17 protein-coding genes are annotated in these 17088 nt (G+C 36.5%); 4 read left to right on the top strand and 13 right to left on the bottom strand.

Annotation, left to right across the window (positions count from 1 at the left end):
• Entirely contained in the window at positions 1 to 1047 is a 1047-nt protein-coding gene (locus tag AC6CH1_RS05205) for a GerAB/ArcD/ProY family transporter (protein WP_498316501.1), read from the bottom strand.
• A complete protein-coding gene (locus AC6CH1_RS05200) occupies positions 1044 to 2609 on the bottom strand; it encodes a spore germination protein (RefSeq protein ID WP_498316500.1) in 1566 nt (521 codons plus the stop codon). The genes AC6CH1_RS05205 and AC6CH1_RS05200 overlap by 4 nt, the downstream gene beginning before the upstream one ends.
• 245 nt (positions 2610 to 2854) lie before the next feature.
• Here AC6CH1_RS05200 and AC6CH1_RS05195 point away from each other — a divergent pair, with 245 nt between their 5' ends.
• A complete protein-coding gene (locus AC6CH1_RS05195; RefSeq protein ID WP_498316499.1) occupies positions 2855 to 4393 on the top strand; it encodes a glycine betaine uptake BCCT transporter in 1539 nt (512 codons plus the stop codon).
• Between the two features lie 77 nt (positions 4394 to 4470).
• Here AC6CH1_RS05195 and AC6CH1_RS05190 read toward each other — a convergent pair whose 3' ends face one another.
• The 4 genes from AC6CH1_RS05190 to AC6CH1_RS05175 form a co-directional block, all read right to left on the bottom strand.
• Positions 4471 to 5280, bottom strand: a complete 810-nt coding sequence (locus AC6CH1_RS05190) for a cytochrome c oxidase assembly protein (RefSeq protein ID WP_498316498.1) — start codon at positions 5278 to 5280, stop codon at positions 4471 to 4473.
• A gap of 34 nt (positions 5281 to 5314) precedes the next feature.
• Positions 5315 to 5794, bottom strand: coding sequence for a DUF2243 domain-containing protein (locus AC6CH1_RS05185; RefSeq protein WP_498316497.1), 480 nt, complete (start codon positions 5792 to 5794; stop codon positions 5315 to 5317).
• Positions 5795 to 5908: 114 nt separating this feature from the next.
• A complete protein-coding gene (locus tag AC6CH1_RS05180; protein WP_498316496.1) occupies positions 5909 to 6148 on the bottom strand; it encodes a hypothetical protein in 240 nt (79 codons plus the stop codon).
• Between the two features lie 13 nt (positions 6149 to 6161).
• Entirely contained in the window at positions 6162 to 6293 is a 132-nt protein-coding gene (locus tag AC6CH1_RS05175; protein ID WP_498316495.1) for a hypothetical protein, read from the bottom strand.
• Positions 6294 to 6358: 65 nt separating this feature from the next.
• Here AC6CH1_RS05175 and AC6CH1_RS05170 point away from each other — a divergent pair, with 65 nt between their 5' ends.
• Positions 6359 to 6874: a GNAT family N-acetyltransferase gene (locus AC6CH1_RS05170; RefSeq protein WP_498316494.1), complete on the top strand. Its 516-nt coding sequence runs from the start codon at positions 6359 to 6361 to the stop codon at positions 6872 to 6874.
• A gap of 53 nt (positions 6875 to 6927) precedes the next feature.
• On the opposite strand, the gene AC6CH1_RS05165 is transcribed toward AC6CH1_RS05170, so the two are convergent.
• The 3 genes from AC6CH1_RS05165 to AC6CH1_RS05155 form a co-directional block, all read right to left on the bottom strand.
• Entirely contained in the window at positions 6928 to 7866 is a 939-nt protein-coding gene (locus AC6CH1_RS05165; RefSeq protein WP_498316493.1) for a ring-cleaving dioxygenase, read from the bottom strand.
• A 121-nt stretch (positions 7867 to 7987) separates the two neighbouring features.
• A complete protein-coding gene (locus tag AC6CH1_RS05160; protein ID WP_427711631.1) occupies positions 7988 to 8581 on the bottom strand; it encodes an NADPH-dependent FMN reductase in 594 nt (197 codons plus the stop codon).
• A 126-nt stretch (positions 8582 to 8707) separates the two neighbouring features.
• Positions 8708 to 9235: a YceI family protein gene (locus tag AC6CH1_RS05155; protein WP_498316492.1), complete on the bottom strand. Its 528-nt coding sequence runs from the start codon at positions 9233 to 9235 to the stop codon at positions 8708 to 8710.
• A 198-nt stretch (positions 9236 to 9433) separates the two neighbouring features.
• Here AC6CH1_RS05155 and AC6CH1_RS05150 point away from each other — a divergent pair, with 198 nt between their 5' ends.
• Positions 9434 to 10186 (top strand): CPBP family intramembrane glutamic endopeptidase, encoded by a 753-nt coding sequence (locus AC6CH1_RS05150; RefSeq protein WP_498316491.1) that lies wholly within the window; start codon positions 9434 to 9436, stop codon positions 10184 to 10186.
• A gap of 56 nt (positions 10187 to 10242) precedes the next feature.
• Here the strand turns inward: AC6CH1_RS05150 and epsC are convergent, their stop codons facing one another.
• Positions 10243 to 11172 (bottom strand): serine O-acetyltransferase EpsC, encoded by a 930-nt coding sequence (gene epsC / locus AC6CH1_RS05145; protein ID WP_251688601.1) that lies wholly within the window; start codon positions 11170 to 11172, stop codon positions 10243 to 10245.
• Positions 11173 to 11299: 127 nt separating this feature from the next.
• Entirely contained in the window at positions 11300 to 12256 is a 957-nt protein-coding gene (locus AC6CH1_RS05140) for an arsenic resistance protein (protein WP_498316490.1), read from the bottom strand.
• A gap of 191 nt (positions 12257 to 12447) precedes the next feature.
• Between AC6CH1_RS05140 and AC6CH1_RS05135 the strand changes: the two genes are divergently transcribed.
• Positions 12448 to 14148: a M3 family oligoendopeptidase gene (locus AC6CH1_RS05135; RefSeq protein ID WP_498316489.1), complete on the top strand. Its 1701-nt coding sequence runs from the start codon at positions 12448 to 12450 to the stop codon at positions 14146 to 14148.
• 170 nt (positions 14149 to 14318) lie between these two features.
• Here the strand turns inward: AC6CH1_RS05135 and AC6CH1_RS05130 are convergent, their stop codons facing one another.
• Both AC6CH1_RS05130 and AC6CH1_RS05125 read right to left on the bottom strand, forming a co-directional pair.
• Positions 14319 to 16328, bottom strand: coding sequence for an ABC transporter permease (locus AC6CH1_RS05130; RefSeq protein ID WP_498316488.1), 2010 nt, complete (start codon positions 16326 to 16328; stop codon positions 14319 to 14321).
• Positions 16318 to 17085 carry an ABC transporter ATP-binding protein gene (locus tag AC6CH1_RS05125; protein WP_498316487.1) on the bottom strand — a complete coding sequence of 256 codons (768 nt, stop codon included), beginning with the start codon at positions 17083 to 17085 and terminating at the stop codon, positions 16318 to 16320. Before AC6CH1_RS05125 ends, AC6CH1_RS05130 begins: the two co-directional genes overlap by 11 nt.
• Positions 17086 to 17088: the final 3 nt, after the last annotated feature.

Genomic DNA, 17088 nt, shown 5'->3' with positions numbered 1-17088 from the left:
TTAAGATGATTTTTCCGATTCGGATAAAGTTCGCCCCCTCACTCTATTGAAAAGAATAATAATCATCGGCAACAAAAAGGTAAAAAGAACAGTACCATAAACTAAGTAAACTTTAAAAAAATTAATTATTGAAAAACGGATTAGTAAATTGGCTGATATGGTAACAACGGTAAAAAAAATAAATAGCTTTATTTTAGGTGATTTTATTTTTTTCTCAAAATATACAAGGCGCATCACAAGTACATAATTGACAATTGTAACCAATGACCAGGAAAGCCAAATATATACAAAAAACAAATCCAGCCGTTTTACAAATGTCACTTCAACAGAGTGTAGTATATACAAAATTGGTTCAGGAATGAGTGTAATTTCATTTAGTGAAAAATACATTAAAGTAAAAGATATCGATAATAAATAAAAGCTTGTTAAGATAATGAAATAAATAGCAATTGCCTTTTTGGAAATTTTCCCATTACTCGCCAAATACTTTCGAAGAATTATATACGTTTCCGCACCGCCAAATGCATAAGTACAATAAATAAAACCTTTAAACCAAGTATTTGACCGATCATAAAAAAGAGGAAGCAAATTGGTCACATTCAAATTCGGCACTGTTAAAAACATGAATATTAAAAATAATAAAAGCATTGGAATGAGTACAACACCTACATTAACGGCAGTTTCAGGTCTACTGATACTGGCATAAAGACATACAGATAAAAATATTGTTATTAAAACCAATGTAGGTGTATTTGGAAACACCCATATCGTTAATATATACGTAATATAACTGACAAAAACCGTAATATAAATCGTCCAATAAATCAGATAAATTGCTTTTACAAAACTATTTAAATAGAGGTATTGATGCATTCGTTCATAAAATAATAATTGCAGGAAAAAAACAACAGCTATTATTAAATATTGAATTGTAGCATCCCGATGTGCATGCTCGATAATTTGATGTTGAACGGATATATAGACAAAGCCAGTTTGTATAACGAACATCAGAAGAAATAATTGAGCCTTTGTCAACTGTACACTCATGCTTTATCTTCCTTTTTCATTGAAAAATCTTTTGCCTGCCTATTTGCTCCATAATAAGGTCCTCGGAAAAAAATCTTTCTCACTCCAACTGGATCAAAAGGAATAATGGGTGAAAAATAGGGATGTTTTAAAGAGCTTAAATTCAATAAATGAACAACTAATAAAAATGTTCCGATGACAATTCCAAAAAAACCAAAAAGTGATGCTAAAAACATAAATGGGAAACGAAGCATTCGAATAGTTGTGTTGAGTTCGACAGATGGGACTACAAAGCTTGATATTGCTGTAAATGCTACGACAATTACCATTAAATTTGATACAAGCCCCGCGCTCACAATCGAATCCCCAATTACAAGCCCCCCAACAATACCGATTGTCTGTCCAATCGACTTCGGCAGTCGAACACTCGCCTCACGAATCAATTCAATCGTTATTTCCATAATCATCGCTTCTATAAGCGGCCGGTATGGAATCTGGTTAATATCCGTCTTCACTTTATTTGCAAGTTCAAGCGGCAAAATTTCAAAATGAAAGCTTACAATGGCGATATAAAATGCCGGCAAAAAAATGGCGGAAAAGACACTGAATAGTCGCATCAGCCGATAAAATGTTCCGACAAATACGCGTGCGTTAAAATCATCCGGTGTTTGATAAAAAGAAAAAAATGTTACAGGCCCAATGAGAGCATTTGGTGATAAATCGGTCATTATGGCGATTTTGCCTTCCAAAATATTTGCTACAACACGATCTGGGCGTTCTGTATTCAAAAGTTGTGGAAACGGAGACCATACTTGATCTTCCAAATAGTCACTAAGCTGCCCGATGCTATAAAACATATCGACATCAACCGCATTTAATCGGTTTTCTACCGTTTTAAGAGCCTCGTTGTCAACTACATTTTCCACAAACATATAGTAAACCGTTGTTTTAGTCTCATTTCCAAGAGTGATTTGTTTTACAACAAGCTTATTATTTTTTATACGTTTTCGAATCAGTTGCATATTCACTTCAAAATTTTCAACAAAACCTTCATGCGATCCTCTTAGAATTTGCTCATTTTCAGGCTCTTCAGGTGTTTTGTGGGCAAATTCTGCATTGTTCAAACGTATCATTTGGTTTGACTGCAATAGGATAATTAACGTTTCACCGTTACAAACATAATCAACCAGTTTTTGCTCATCATATTTTTCAGTAGTGATTATTACCGATTCATCTTTAGCCAGTTGTTTTTTTGCAGCATAATCATTATTAATTTTTGTACCACTTATCTCTTTATTTTGTGCATCATCTTTATCAATTTCGTTATCTTCTGTATCACTTTGTTTCGGTTTGTCAGTATGTTCGTTCTTTTCCTGATCTTCTTGCGAGGAAGAACCATTCAACTGCTTCAGATTAATAAGGCTTTGTTCGACATCCTTTTTATTAACAAGTGATGAGTAATAACATAAAATGACGTTTTCTTCTTTACCAAGCTTAATTTCTTTTGCAACAAAGTCTGATGAATGGAGGAATTGCTTATTAAGTCGTTTAATTTCCTGCTTTATTTCCAGTGTTTGTGTCAATACGACTCCCCCCCTTTTTTGACAAGTATAGGATATTTTTAAAAGAGTTATTCATTTTTGTTTAAGGAGCAAAAACGGGGGAAAAATAAAGAAAGATTGGCTTCATTTGTGTATAAACATTTTAAAGCAGAGCAAATTGTAAAAATTGAATTACTAATTATACTTTTACAATTAATAAATGAAAAAAAGTGTTTATTTTTCAAATTCGGAAATGAATTCATCAGTTATTGAACGGGGGTTATAAAATGAAAAAAGTAGGCATTGTTTTTTGGAGCTCGTTTACGTTAGTAATGCTGGCTGTTCTAGTCGGTGTAATTGCTCCACAGACATTAGAAAATGTCACCAAAAACATTCAAAATTTACTTACTTATAATTTTGGCTGGTATTATTTATTAGTCGTTGCAATCATTATTGCGTTTTGTGTTTTCCTTATATTGAGTCCTGTTGGAGCCATACGTCTTGGTAAGCCGACTGACCGGCCGGACTACAGCAATGCATCATGGTTTGCGATGCTATTTAGTGCGGGAATGGGAATTGGTTTAGTATTCTGGGGGGCAGCGGAACCATTATCACATTTTGCTATTAGTTCCCCACAGGCTCCTGAAGGTTCCCAGCAAGCATTGAAAGATTCATTTCGATACACGTTCTTCCATTGGGGAATTTCCGCTTGGGCCATTTATGGTGTAGTCGCATTGGCACTCGCCTACTCCAATTTCCGTAAAGGGGCACCCGGTTTAATAAGTTCCACACTTTTTCCTCTTTTCGGTGAAAAAACAAAGGGTCCTATTGGATATATAATTGATATTATCGCGGTCTTCGCTACAGTAATCGGTGTTGCCACAACACTCGGTTTAGGTGCACAGCAAATTAATGGCGGTCTTTCCTATTTATTTGACCTTCCAATCAACTTTACTGTTCAATTAATCATCATTGTTATCGTTACGGTATTGTTTATCATTTCCGCTTCAACCGGTCTTGATAAGGGAATTCAACTGTTAAGTAATTGGAACCTCTATTTGGCAGCTGTCTTATTAATATTGACTTTATTTATTGGTCCTACTGTTGCCATTATGAACGACTTTACTTCAGGACTCGGCAGTTATTTACAAAACTTCGTACAAATGAGTTTACGTATGGAACCGGGTGATGCGGGCAGCCGTGATTGGATTAACAGCTGGACGATTTTCTATTGGGCATGGTGGATGTCCTGGTCTCCATTTGTCGGCATTTTCATTGCGCGTATTTCAAAAGGACGTACTATCCGTGAATTTTTAATGGGTGTTATTTTAGCACCAACACTTGTTAGTATTTTCTGGTTTGCTACGTTTGGAACGACAGCGATTGAAACGTATTTGACAAAAGATGAAGGGCTTGTTGATTTACCGACAGAGCAGCTTTTATTCGGTGTATTTGATCAGATGCCACTCGGCTTTATTTTATCGATTATTGCGCTCTTACTTGTCGCAGTATTCTTCATCACCTCGGCTGATTCTGCTACATTCGTATTAGGGATGCAAACAACATTTGGCTCGATGAACCCGTCATTCAGAATTAAGTTGATTTGGGGAATTTTACAGGCTGCGATTGCGGCAAGTTTATTGTTCTCAGGTGGTCTGACCGCACTGCAGAATGCCGCGATTATTGTCGCCTTCCCATTCTCGTTCATCATTTTGCTGATGATACTTTCGCTTTACAAATCATTAATGGCTGAGCGGAAAAAATTAGGTCTCTACATCCGACCGAAAAAACAGCCACCTTCGAATGCTCACAAGAAAGAGAGCTAATATATCCCAAATAAAAAAGCATCGCAAATTTGCGATGCTTTTTTTTAATACTATTGTGATAAGCCGTAACAACTACCTTATTTTCCATGTACAGCAACCTGTTCCTTCCTTTTGAACTCCACTGTAACATTTTTGCGTGGCTTTGCTGATTTATACCATTGCCAACAGAAAATAATAATGAGGGCGACTTCTATCCAGTCTCCTGCATAGTACATGACCATACTTCCCATTTCCGCCTCTTGCTGTGATACTCCTGCAGGCGGATTCGCGTACATATACTTCGACAATATATCATGGCCGGCAATTGCAATGATTAAAACTGCCGCCCGGAATCGGTAGGAATATTGATGGTAGACCGGATCGAAATAAATAATGGAGATCGTGAATACATAGCCAGCAATAAAAAAATGCAAATGTACAAATAAAGCAAAAAACGCATTTTCATGCATGTAAACAAATAAATTCGTAGTATATAACAGCCAAAGTCCCCCCACATTTAAAACTGCGGCAGTAATCGGATGCGAAACGAATTTAAGCAAGCGACTTTTCAAAATGGACGTCAGCTTACGTGCAATTAATGTGTTTGCTGTTCTGAGCAGCAAAGTTATCGGCTTAGCAATTGCCAAAAAAATTGGTGCGACCATACTTAATAATAAGTGGCTCACCATATGTGCCGTAAAGCTAGAATGCGCAATGTTTGCCAACGGACCGACAACTGCAGCGAGTGCAATAATCATACCAATTGTCCAGCAAATCATACGGAAAATGGGCCATTTTTTATAGCGCTGATTTGTTATGATGACAGCGGTTATATATGCTGTCAATGAAAATATGAAAACGACCCCGAGCAATAATTGAACGTTCATTCCAGGTACTGAATGATTCATAGTACTCTGTCCATGACTGTGCAGCAAGTGTAGGCTATTCATTTGCAGTCTTCTCTTTTAAAGTACTGATTTTTGATGTGCGGAATAATAAATAAATACCGATGAGTAAAATAATCAGAGCACCGACATTCCACACAATATCGTACACAATGACATTGTCCACGTATCGAATTTGGTGAATTCGCATCCATTTATGCTGAATGATACCGTCATACAATTGGAATATACCAACCCCTAATAATACGCCGCCAAGCCATCGTTGAAAGATCAGCCCATTTCTCCGACGCAGATCAGCAAATAAAAATAACCCTGCTATCGTAGCAAACCAGCTGAAGGCATGAAAAATACCATCAGAAATTAACCCGATATCCGTTGTCGATTTGTCGTAAAAATGATGCCATCTTAACAGCTGGTGAAAAACGGTTTCATCAATAAAGGCAATCAAACCGACGCCAAACAGGATTCCTGACCACATGTTACGGCGCGAAACTTCTTTATCGTTGTTATTTTTCATGTACTTTAGAGCTCCTTTACGTGTAATTACTTACATTTAATTTCTCCAAATACTTCACAACATATTCGATAATAGAAATTCCCCTCTTGCCCACAAGACTAAACCTGATGATATCTAATTTCCTGCATTTAATCCTAGTTCTTCAAAAGTTTTAATTAATTCTTTGGTATAATCGTTTATCTCTTGCTCCGTCGGAATATTTTCAAGTAGCTCAGGAATCGTATACAGTTTGCCATCCTTTACTATCCTATCGATTTTCATTGTATTTTTTATATCGCTAAGGGGATTTTCATTCAATACTAATAGATTCGCAGTAAAACCTGCTTTTATATCTCCTAAATCAGCTACTTTCAAAGCTTTCGCTGCATTAATTGTAGCTTGCTGTAATACCTGCTGCTGTTAAGTAATTGGCAAAGTGTTTTTTTATATGGACATGCATATCAATCAATCCTGGAATCAGCCATTTATCCGTAAAATCCAATACCTCAATCTTATCCATTTTAGTTTAATTTAAATATTCTGGAAATGATATAATTTTATTACAATGAGAATGAGGTGAATTAGATGAACACAATCGGTGAAAAAAGTATAATCAGAAAAGCGAACGAAAATGATACTTCACAAATACTTGCAGTGATGAAAGATGCGGAAAATTCCGGATTTATGCTCTTTGCACCCGAGGAACGAAACTTGGCACCAGCTGCTTTAAGCAAGTTAATCAATTCCATAAATCAGACACCAACATCCGGTTTCTTTATCGCAGAGCATCAGGATGAGATTTTAGGTTATCTCCTATTAAAAGCGGAAACGTTATCCCGTACTTCTCACCGAGCTCAAATTGCTGTCGGTGTACATAGTAAAAGTCGTGGTAAAGGAGTTGGTACCGCTTTGTTCGACTATATGATTCAGTGTGCCAAAGAGTCGAAGCTTCACCGCCTGGAATTAACGGTCATTGAACATAATGAACAAGCAGTCCATCTTTATAAGAAAATGGGGTTTGAAGTTGAAGGCGTGAAAATGCATTCATTACTAATTGACGGACACTATGTAAATGAACTGTATATGGCGAAATTGCTTTAATTATAAAAGGGGCTACTCAAAAAATTGAGTAACCCCTTTTAGTTGTCACACTATTAATCTAACTCTCTAACTTTAATTGGGAACAGCGAGTTTTCCAATCGGTCACGGTATTCTTCATATTGTACCGGCAACTTTAACTGCTCACCCATTGTTTCCGGCGTCTCATCATGCGCAAACCCTGGGGGGTCTGTCGCGATTTCGAATAAAATCTCTCCCGACTCACGGAAGTAAACCGCATTAAAGTAATTACGGTCTTTTATATCCGTTACATGCTGACCTTTATCCATCGCGTATTGCTGCCATTCTTGATGATCCTGTTCGTCATTTGCACGCCATGCAATGTGATGTACAGTTCCGACACCCATCGCCCCTCGATTACCGACTGTCATTTTCACGTCTACAATATTGCCGATTGATGCTGTTGCTTTTAATCTTACAAAATCTCCTTCTCGGGCAATCTCAACTAGTCCCATCACGTCAACTAATGTATTGATCGTTTCTTCCGGCTTTGATGAATATAAAATTGCACCGCCAAAGCCTTTAATCGCTACATCAGCAGATATTCCACCAAACGTCCAGCCATTTAGAGAACCCCCTTCACGTGCGACAATTTCGAGATGCAAACCATGTGGATCATCGAATTGTAGATAGTTCTCTTCAAATCTTGTTTCTTCTTTAAATAGTATATTGAATTTTGTTAAGCGTTCTTTCCAGAAATCCATTGCTCCCATTGGTACAACGTATGTTGTCACACCAACTTGACCATTGCCGATTCTGCCTTTATATGCTGCCGGCCAAGGGAAGAATGTAATGATTGTCCCTGGCTCTCCGCCTTCATTCCCGAAATATAAATGATATGTTTCAGGGTCATCAAAATTGACTGTTTTCTTTACAAGACGTAATCCAAGAACACCCGCATAGAAATCGACATTTTCCTGAGGATGACCAACGATTGCTGTAATGTGATGAATACCGGTTGTATGTTTTTTCATGTACATTTCCTCCATTCGTAAAAACTGAACACAACATTCCATTTGATAAAACACTCTGTCCAATTTTTATGTAATAAATCTAGCACATGCCATAACATGTGCTAGATCGATGATATGTTAATTAACGAATTGTTTTTAAAGCTTTTGACCATGGAATTACTTGATCCAGCATTTGGTTTACTGAATCTGCCTGCACATCTTTCGGCTTGAAAGTTGTACCGTTTTCGAAATCAGTGAATAATGATAAAGCTGGGTGTACACGCACATCCGCAACAAGTAATTCACCTAAAATACCGCGTAAATGTTCAGCAGCACGTGCTCCACCAACAGAACCGTAAGATACGATACCCGCTGCTTTGTTGTTCCATTCATCACGTAAGTAATCTAATGCATTTTTAAGTGCACCTGTAATAGAATGATTGTATTCTTGAACAATGAATACAAATCCGTCTTGTTTTGCGATTGCTTCAGACCAGCCTGCAGCACCCGATGCATCCGCACCCGGCTCTCCTAGTAATGGCAATTTGAAATCCGCAATATCAATAATTGTATAGTTAGCATCACCGCGTTTATCTGCGATTTCTTTCACCCATGCACCGACTTGAGGGCTTACACGACCTTCACGAGTTGATCCTAAAATAATACCGATGTTTAATTTTTCCATTGTAGTTTCCTCCACTTTCTTATTTCCAAATAGTTTACTGATGAATCCCATTTCTTACACTTCTTCAATTATCTCGGATTCGAGATATCGACTGTACTTTTATGCATTCTTATCAGTAACGTAAATCATTATTTCCGTTTTGCTGACAATTTATCCTTATAAATACCTTCAATATTATTACGCAGCAGGGTTTAATTCTAACTCTACTTTAATTTTGATATCTTTCCCTACTAGTACGCCGCCTGTTTCTAAAGCAGCATTCCATGTTAATCCGAAATCTTCACGGTTGATTTTTGTTTCTGCTTCAAAACCATAAACTTCTACGCCCCATGGGTTTGTACCTTTACCACCGTATTCAACATCAAATGTTACCGGTTTTGTAACGTCTTTAATTGTTAAGTCACCAGTTACTTTGTAGTCATCGCCATCTTTTTCAATATTTGTTGCCATAAACTTGATTTCCCCAAACTCTTCTGTGTTGAAGAAGTCTGCTGATTTCAGGTGATTATCGCGATCTTCATTGTTTGTATTTATGCTTGCTACATCCAGTTCAAAGCTGATTGATGCGGTAGTTAAATCTGTTAAGTCTGCGGCTTCCACGTTTGCCGTATAGTTATTGAATTGACCTTTAACTTTTGATACCATCATGTGTTTTACTTCAAAACCGATTGTTGAGTGTGTTTGATCGACTGTAAATGTTGTCATTTTATATTCTCCTCCAATTTATCTCGATTTCAAGATATATACCCAAAATAAAATTTCGAAATTAAATATCTCGAACTTGAGATAAATATAACAAACATAATAATATCCGTCAAGTATTGTTTATAAATTTTTTATGTACTATATTTTATTGAACTTATACATAAGCTCGTAAGAATACATATGAAGGAAGGTATTGAATTGAATTTAAAAGATTTAAAGATACTTACGTTTCTAATCTTTACTTTTACTATGCTTTACTTTTATGTATTAGCGCTTTTGGAACAATTGTATTTAGGTTTTATTATGATTATTCCTTTAATAACACTACTTATTTATCATTATGCTACCCGTAAAAAAATCAAATTGAAGCAGTTTATTATTAAGAAACCTAAAATGGCCCCCCTTCTGCTCTCCATTATTATCCCGATTGTCTTAGGTTTACTCGTTCACTTATTCTTTTTTACAATTAATCAAGGCCACTTCTTATTTGAAAATCCCATTAAATTACTCTTCATAGTTTTAATAGGACTAACAGCTTCAACAGGATCTGCCCTTCTTGAAGAAATTGTATGGCGAGGATTTTATCATAACAGCTTAAGAAAGATCTACACATTTAAGAAGACTGCTATTATTGTTGCAGTCATTTGGAGCATTTGGCATTTACCAATCGCTCTTTTTTATAAAGAATACACAAATCTGTTCATCGGTACATTAAGTTATCTTTTAATTCTCTTTTTCACTTCCTGTCTCCTCAGCTATTTGAGGGAATGGAGCGATTCTGTATTACCTGCCGCTTTTTTTCACGGATTGATGAACGTCTTTTATTTTAGTGATGGTATTCATATTCTTCTATCAAAACATATGACTGACTTGATAAAGTTCCTTATATTTAGCTTAGTATTAATAACAACCTTATTATTGGGTAAAATTCACAAAACAATAAAAAAATGAACAAAATAAAAAAGAGATAAAGTTAGTACTTTATCTCTCATACCTGGTTATTCAACTTAAATTTCGTATTCAATAACAACTTCTTTACTATTGCTGATATTCGGTGATGGCTGCGAATTATAAACACGTGAATATGGCGGAACCGAATATGTCAGCCAAATATTACTGCCAAGCACTGTGTCATGGCCAATTGTCGTTTTCCCGCCTAAAATTGTAGCACCGGCGTAGATGACAACATTATCCTCAATATTCGGATGACGTTTTACACCTTTAATCGGGTTTCCGTTTTCATCGAGCGGGAAACTTAAAGCACCTAACGTCACACCTTGATAGATTTTAACATTGTTGCCGATTGTGCATGTTTCACCAACAACAACACCTGTACCGTGGTCAATGAAAAATGAATGGCCGATTTTTGCCCCTGGATGAATATCGATTCCTGTTAACTGGTGTGCATATTCAGACATGATACGCGGTACGATTGTAACATCCATTTTATATAGCTCATGTGCGATTCGGTGGATAAATACAGCGCGGATTGACGGGTAGCTTAACATGATTTCTTCTGTCGATGTAGCAGCCGGATCTCCATTATAAGCAGCTTGGATATCTGTTTGAATCGTTTCACGGATTTCCGGGAAACGGTCCATTAACTTCATCACAACATGATCCGCTTTTTCTCGGCATTGGCCATCACAATTATCAAAGTTTTGGTAAACTAATACTTTTTCGATAATATCACGCAAATCCAATGCTGATTGACGAAGGTTATTATTCAGTTTCATCAGTGTACGTGTTTCATCGACAACTCCTTGATTATAAATCGTCGGGAAGAAAACCTCATAAAAACTATCCAATATATGATGGATTTGATCACGGCCCGTGAATCCAATCGATTTTTCAACTTCAATATGTTTTTTGTTATAGTCGATTAACTTATTTGCGATTGTTGATGTTTCTTTATTTAACCAGTCCTCGATTTTCATGTTAAAACTCCTTTTCTATTTAAAATACATAGTAATGAAGATTATACTACACAAAACGCGCAGTTTGGTCCTTCTTTTCAAAATTGTAAAGCAGCCCAGGAGCAATAGCCAGTAAAGAGCTTATACTCTATTTATCACGCAAAACAAATTGCGGAATAATACGAATATATATAAGCTCCCCTATAATCTCAACAATTGTCTGGGTTACAATAACCGCTACAACGAGCGAACGGATTTCTACAGGCATTGCAAGTGCAAACGGTAATACAACAAGTGAATTACGTGTTGATCCGCTAAATATAAGTGCACGACCTGTCCGGATATCGAGCTTCAACCATTTCCCGACCATCTTTGAGATAAAAGGCATAATAATCATAAATGCTATGTAAATGGGTATTACTTTCAAAATCCATTCAAATGAACCCGCCAATTTGCCAATTTGTGAAGCAACTATTACAAAAAGAGTGAAAGCCATGAATGGTACCGGAAGCCAGGAAGACATCTCATAAACACGCCCCCCCTCTTTCGATAAGAGCTGTACAATCAGTGCAACACTTAATGGCAATACAATAAATGTGACAAATGCTTTAACAAATGGCGCGACCTCTACTACATTTGCCGCCTGTTCGCCGATAAACAGCCATAAATAAAACGGCAGTAACAGCATTTGTGCAACAAATAAAAAAGGTGTCGCACTGAGCATCGCTTTTTCATTCCCCTTGCCAAGCGCTGTAAATACAATAACGTAATCAATGCATGGGGTAAGTAAAACTAGATAAATACCTAATAGTAGTGGCGGATAATCTGGAAAAAAGAACGTAAGCCCCCATACGACAATCGGTACCGCAATAAAATTCACTATACAGAGGGCGTAAAAAAAGCGTCGGTTTGATAAAGATTCTTTCAAAGCAGCAAAAGGAATTAGAACAAACATACTGTACATTAAGATACCAAGGAAAATCGGGATTAAATTTTCCAGTTGACTTTGGAACTGTGAAAAATTCAATCCTATAAATCCCGCCAATAATAAAGTTATGATATATATTGTTACTTGGTTCTTTTCCAGTTTATCTTTTAAAATCATGACAAAAACTCCTTTATCCGATTGAATTCCATCGAGAAAATGTTATCCTTTTATTTCTTCATTTACAAACTGTTCTCTTCATCCTCTTATTATTTAGTAATTTATTTTCAAAAAAAGAATGAATGACCAGCAAACTATAATATAATTAATTCATTAGTCAAAATAATCTGAAGGTAAAGGGAGAATTATTCATGTCTCATGCGAAGAGTGTTAACTATTATAAACAATTAATTGATTTGAAAGATGTCGAAGGAATTGAAGCCCGGTTTCAACGTTTCCTTGATGTTTCAATTAAATCCATAACTGATCTGGAAAATTGGATTGAGGATGAAAAGAAGTTACGTTTTGAAATTGAAGAAGCGTTGACAGGCCACCTAGTCGACTTCTACCGAAATACAGAAGATTCCGATATTAAATCCACTTACCTTCACGATCAGCAAATCATTCAGCCTCTGTTAATGAAATACGAGGCAAAGCTGAATGAAAAATGCTGTGAATCACCTTATTTCAATGAATTAGATGAAAAACATTACGGCTTAATGCGACGTTTTAGGGAATCAAAAGTGAAACTGTTTAGAGAAGAAAATATCCCGCTGTTTGTAAAGGAACAAGAACTAAGCACAAAGTATAGTGAAATTATGGGCGGACTGACAGTTGAATGGGATGGAGAAGAAAAACCTTTTCCGTTTATCGAATCCCAGCTGGATAATTTGGACAGAAGCGTTCGGGAAAAAGCTTATCATTTAATTAGATCTGCCTACCGTCAAATTAAACCTGAAACGGATGCACTCATGAATGAGCTCGTTCAGCTACGCCACCAAATCGCAATCAATGCTGGCTTTGATAATTACCGTGATTATATGTTTGTCGCAAAAAACCGTGAGTACACTATCCGGGATTGTTATGACTTTCATGAAAATGTTGAAAAGCATATTATTCCGGCTTGGAACAGGCTTGCAGAAGTTTTCAAGTCTAAACTTGGTGTCGATACATATCGCCCATGGGATAACACCGCAAAACTGCTGAAAAATCCGCCTTACGCTGAAACGTCCGTGCTTTTGGACGGTGTTGCTGAAATGTTAGGAAAGACCGACCCGTACTTTTCTGACCGTTTGGAGTACATGAGAGCAAATGGATTGCTTGATCTTGGAGACCGTAAAGGTAAAAGTCCGGGTGGCTTCTGTGTCCCTTTACCTGTATCCGGGGATACATTCGTTTTTGCAAACTTTAGTCCTTCCTTTTTCTCGCTCATTGCATTAATTCATGAAATGGGCCATGCGGTGAATGGTTACCTCCAAGCTTCAGAGCAAGGCCCGATTGAAGAATTCCAGTGGCGGGCGGAAGTAGCTGAATTGTATTCACACGGAATGGAATTGTTATTATTGGATAAGTTTGACCTGTTTTATCCGGAAGAAGAGGAATTCAAAAGCGCGCAACGTGAAGAGCTGAGACGGGCATTTACGATGTTATTCGGTCCATTGTCAGGAGACCTTTTCCAGCACTGGATGTATACAAATCCTCAGCATACTGCGCAGGAACGTGATGAAATGTTCTATGAAATTTCAAAACGTTACGGCTTGAACCCAGTCGACACTAATGGATATGAAGAGGAAATTGGCATGAGCTGGATCGGTACGCTGCACTTTATTCAATACCCTTTCTATGATATTGAATACTCGATGTCAATGCTCGGTGCGCTTCAATTACTTGAAAAATATCAACAGAATCCCCAGCAGGCTGTCGAATTTTATAAAAAAGGTGCAGGTGCCGATTACAATCAATCCATTGCAGCGGTTTACAAAGAGACCGGCGTTGATTTTGACTTTTCAGAGTCAACTGTAAAACGAATGGGTGAATTCTTGGAAAAAGTGATTCAGGATATTAATTCATAACCGGTGTAGAACAATATGAAAGAAGCTAGGATATAAACCAAAAATGCTATTTTCCTCTGGGAAAAATAGCATTTTTTTGCTAAGCGGTAAAAACCCCCATTCTTAGTAAGGGTTTCTATAATGATCAAACATACCTAACCTCTTCTTTTAATTAAAGCTCTTCCTGTTACCTAGTTACTTCCTTTAACAATGTTCTTTACACCGACATATGTTGCATAGAAATACCCGCCATAAATGATGACAAGAATTATTGAACTGATTAGGACGCTTTCGTAGTTGAAATGGAACATTTCGCTTACCGCCTTGATTCCGACAATGGAATGAATGACAGCCAGTCCTAAAGGGAGTAAAAAATAGATGAGACATTGTTTTAATATAGCCCCATTTATCATTTTATCCGTGACACCGATTTTCTTCAGTGATTTATAGCGTTCCAAGCTGTCACTTGCATCAGATAACTGCTGCAATGCCATTACGGCCGCGCTCGATATAATAAAGATGAGCCCTAAAAACAGGCCAAGGAATATAAATAATGCTGCTGAACCCTTTTCTTGCTCTTTAATCTGATTTTCTGTACTTCCAATGACTAATCCTGGATTAATGGATCTATATTTATTTTCATCAAGGTCATTAAACAGGGTTGTAAATTTCTCTTCTGATTTTTCAATGTAGCGATCTTCATATATTACATTAAAACTTGTATACTCTAATTGAAGGTTTCCTGTAAAATTATCAGGAATAATAAAATAAAAGAAGTTACTGCCCCTGTTAATTTTTATATTTTCTTCAATAGGCATATCATTTTTTATTTTATATGCTTTATCCTCAATGATAATATTTTCTTCATTTTTCATATACTCAGGCAAAGCTTGAATCATCTTGCCATAGGTTGATACAACGAGTATTTCGTCTTCCTTTAAATCAACAGACTCTTGCCCCGTCAGATTGATAATTGCATTATAATCCGATATTTTTAGTGCAGATACCGGACCATACATGTAATTTTCCTGTATAGCAATCTTTTCTTCGTCGCTTAAATACTGTGCTAACAGATCCTCAATAGTTAAATCAAGAAGATATTCATCAAAGAAGGCATGTTTTTCATATGCTTCAAATGTAAAGTCTATATTGTTTAAGTAAGCTTCAATATCATTTACCGCAGGATCCTCTTCCTCTTGATTAACAACAAGAAATGCCGAAGCATCAAAAGGAGTTGTATTTGCTGTATTTTTATCAATCGTTCCTTTTAAATCAAACGCGGTAAAGATGAGTGAAATAGTTAAAAAAAGCATTAGACTGATAATTGTCATCGAAAGAAAGTTCGTGTTGACCTTATTGTTTATTTGTCTTAAGACAAAAATATTTATATTTTTAAAATAGAACCCCTTATTCTTTTGCGCAATTTGTATAAAGAAGCTCGATAGGCTGAAAAAGAATAGGAGCGTTCCAAAGACCCCCATTAAGATCGTAATTATCAGATCCGTATCTTCAGCATTTAAGCCTGTCTCTAGGATTCTCATATATGCGAATATCAGAAATGCTACTGATAAAATAAAGGTTAGCACTGATACGAAAGGATTTTTCAGTTTTACTTCTTCATTACGTTTTGAAGCATTTAATAGATCGATCAGTTTGTATTTGGAAATCGTAAACTGGTTGAAAATCATGACAAGTAAATAGATGATGCCAAAGTAGACAATCGATTTCATCATGGCGCCAAATGAAAAAACAAACTTATATTTATCAAGATCCATAGACAGGATGTTTGCCGTCAGCACTGACAGACCCTGCGATACAATAATCCCAAGTCCAATACCTACGATTAAAGAGACTACACCGATTAGGAGAGTTTCGACAATTAAAATTCTCGAGATTTTCCCTTTTGACATACCTAATGTCATGTATAAGCCAAGTTCTCTTTTCCGCTTTTTAATCAAAAAGTTATTGGCGTATACAATCAAACCTCCAAGAATAACTGATACAAACACTGATGTTCCAGACATAAGCAATTCCAATGATTCACGAAAAATCGTATTCTTATTCATTTCCTGGATAGCATATTGCGAGTCAAGAGAGTTGAAACTGTAAAATATACATACTCCCAGAGTTAATGTCAGAAAATAGATTGAATAATCCTTAAAGCTTCTTTTAACATTGTTGATTGCGATTTTAGAGAACATTGCTAACATCGCCTCCAAGTAAAGTCACCACTTCAATGATTTTATTAAAGAATTCCTTTCTCGTATCATTTCCGCGCACGAGCTCATTAAAGATCCGACCATCTTTTATAAACAATATCCTATTGGCATAACTTGCCGTAAACGAGTCATGGGTAACCATCAAAATTGTTGAGTGGTATTCTTTATTCAGCTTTTCAAAGGAATCCAACAATAATCGTGATGATTTTGAGTCAAGTGCACCCGTTGGTTCATCGGCTAAAATGAGGGAAGGCTCAGTTACAATCGCTCTTGCACAAGCGACTCTTTGCTTTTGGCCTCCCGATAATTGAAATGGAAATTTGCTAAGGATGCCCGAAATATCAAGCTTTTCCGCAACGGCTTTAATGAGTTGATCGATTTCCATTGCTTCTCTTTTTTGAATCGTCAAAGCCAAAGCAATGTTTTCATAAGCTGTCAGAGTATCCAGCAGATTAAAATCCTGAAAGATAAAACCTAACTCGTCCCGTCTGAATGCTTCAAGCCCTTTCTTCTTTAAAGTTGTAATATCCTGATTATTGATAATTATTTTGCCAGTTGTAACATGATCAATTGTCGAAATACAATTCAGGAGCGTTGTCTTTCCGCTCCCTGAAGGACCCATAATTCCTAAAAATTCACCTTCATTTACTTTAAAGCTGATATTATCTATTGCTTTTGTAATATTACCTTTGTTTCCGTAGTATTTTTCTATTTTTTCTACACTTAATATCGGTTGCATGCT

This window comes from Solibacillus sp. GQ1, assembly GCF_059758555.1.
This window is presented reverse-complemented; position numbering and strand designations above follow the sequence as displayed.

Bases quoted from the DNA above. Each gene is read 5' to 3' on its own strand.
- AC6CH1_RS05205 (WP_498316501.1), bottom strand. From the start codon at position 1,047: ATGAGTGTACAGTTGACAAAGGCTCAATTATTTCTTCTGATGTTCGTT.
- AC6CH1_RS05195 (WP_498316499.1), top strand. From the start codon at position 2,855: ATGAAAAAAGTAGGCATTGTTTTTTGGAGCTCGTTTACGTTAGTAATG.
- AC6CH1_RS05190 (WP_498316498.1), bottom strand. From the start codon at position 5,280: ATGAATCATTCAGTACCTGGAATGAACGTTCAATTATTGCTCGGGGTC.
- AC6CH1_RS05185 (WP_498316497.1), bottom strand. From the start codon at position 5,794: ATGAAAAATAACAACGATAAAGAAGTTTCGCGCCGTAACATGTGGTCA.
- AC6CH1_RS05175 (WP_498316495.1), bottom strand. From the start codon at position 6,293: ATGGATAAGATTGAGGTATTGGATTTTACGGATAAATGGCTGATTCCA.
- AC6CH1_RS05170 (WP_498316494.1), top strand. From the start codon at position 6,359: ATGAACACAATCGGTGAAAAAAGTATAATCAGAAAAGCGAACGAAAAT.
- AC6CH1_RS05165 (WP_498316493.1), bottom strand. From the start codon at position 7,866: ATGAAAAAACATACAACCGGTATTCATCACATTACAGCAATCGTTGGT.
- AC6CH1_RS05160 (WP_427711631.1), bottom strand. From the start codon at position 8,581: ATGGGATTCATCAGTAAACTATTTGGAAATAAGAAAGTGGAGGAAACT.
- AC6CH1_RS05155 (WP_498316492.1), bottom strand. From the start codon at position 9,235: ATGACAACATTTACAGTCGATCAAACACACTCAACAATCGGTTTTGAA.
- epsC (WP_251688601.1), bottom strand. From the start codon at position 11,172: ATGAAAATCGAGGACTGGTTAAATAAAGAAACATCAACAATCGCAAAT.
- AC6CH1_RS05140 (WP_498316490.1), bottom strand. From the start codon at position 12,256: ATGATTTTAAAAGATAAACTGGAAAAGAACCAAGTAACAATATATATC.
- AC6CH1_RS05135 (WP_498316489.1), top strand. From the start codon at position 12,448: ATGTCTCATGCGAAGAGTGTTAACTATTATAAACAATTAATTGATTTG.
- AC6CH1_RS05130 (WP_498316488.1), bottom strand. From the start codon at position 16,328: ATGTTCTCTAAAATCGCAATCAACAATGTTAAAAGAAGCTTTAAGGAT.
- AC6CH1_RS05125 (WP_498316487.1), bottom strand. From the start codon at position 17,085: ATGCAACCGATATTAAGTGTAGAAAAAATAGAAAAATACTACGGAAAC.